Raw genomic sequence first — 566 nt, 5'->3', positions numbered from 1 at the left:
ATGTATACGCACAACCAGATCCTGTAGTTTCCTCGTCTTCGGAGCCAAGGACGGTTACACCCTATCTTTTGCGAGTGACGAGTCAGGAGCTTATTTTATTGCAAGCCGATAAGACTTTGTTTCGTCATGAGGTCGCAGACAGAGCGTCACTAATTTCGGCTCTTACAGCGCACCTGCATGGCCTGAGGGGAACAGCACCATTGTCCATTTCGCTAGAGGCATCATACTCGTATCAAGATGTAGTTGGGTTATTTGACCTTCTTGCGCCTTATGATGATGTGTTTTCATCGATATCGATGGACGTAAAGGAGATGCAACAACCATGAGTATTTCGTTTCAAACTTTGACGGCCAGTCGACAAGAGAAAAGGGGCTCCGCTTTAAATTTGGTGGCTCTGATGGACATTTTTACGGTATTGGTGTTTTTTTTACTGTTCAACGTACATGAAGAGCAAACGGTTAATGTTGGCCCTCATATTGACAACTTGCCCCTATCGGCACAGGCGGCTGATGAATTAAAAGAAGCACTCAACGTTCAAGTGTTGGAGTTACTGTAGTGGTCAAGTA

Annotated in this window: 2 protein-coding genes; both read left to right on the top strand. The window is 45.1% G+C overall.

The features are described 5' to 3' along the window. Positions 1–326 (top strand): hypothetical protein (locus KIO97_RS26655; RefSeq protein ID WP_285384420.1); only part of this gene is annotated, 326 nt, incomplete at its 5' end. After that, on the top strand, positions 323–556 hold the full coding sequence (locus KIO97_RS26650; RefSeq protein WP_285384419.1) for a hypothetical protein: 234 nt from the start codon (positions 323–325) through the stop codon (positions 554–556). The genes KIO97_RS26655 and KIO97_RS26650, both read left to right, overlap by 4 nt. Positions 557–566 lie beyond the last annotated feature (10 nt).

Source organism: Vibrio sp. B181a (genome assembly GCF_030248375.1).
Taxonomy (GTDB): Bacteria; Pseudomonadota; Gammaproteobacteria; order Enterobacterales; family Vibrionaceae; genus Vibrio; species Vibrio campbellii.
The sequence above is the reverse complement of the archived record's forward strand: the minus strand, read 5'-3'. Positions and strand labels throughout refer to the sequence as shown.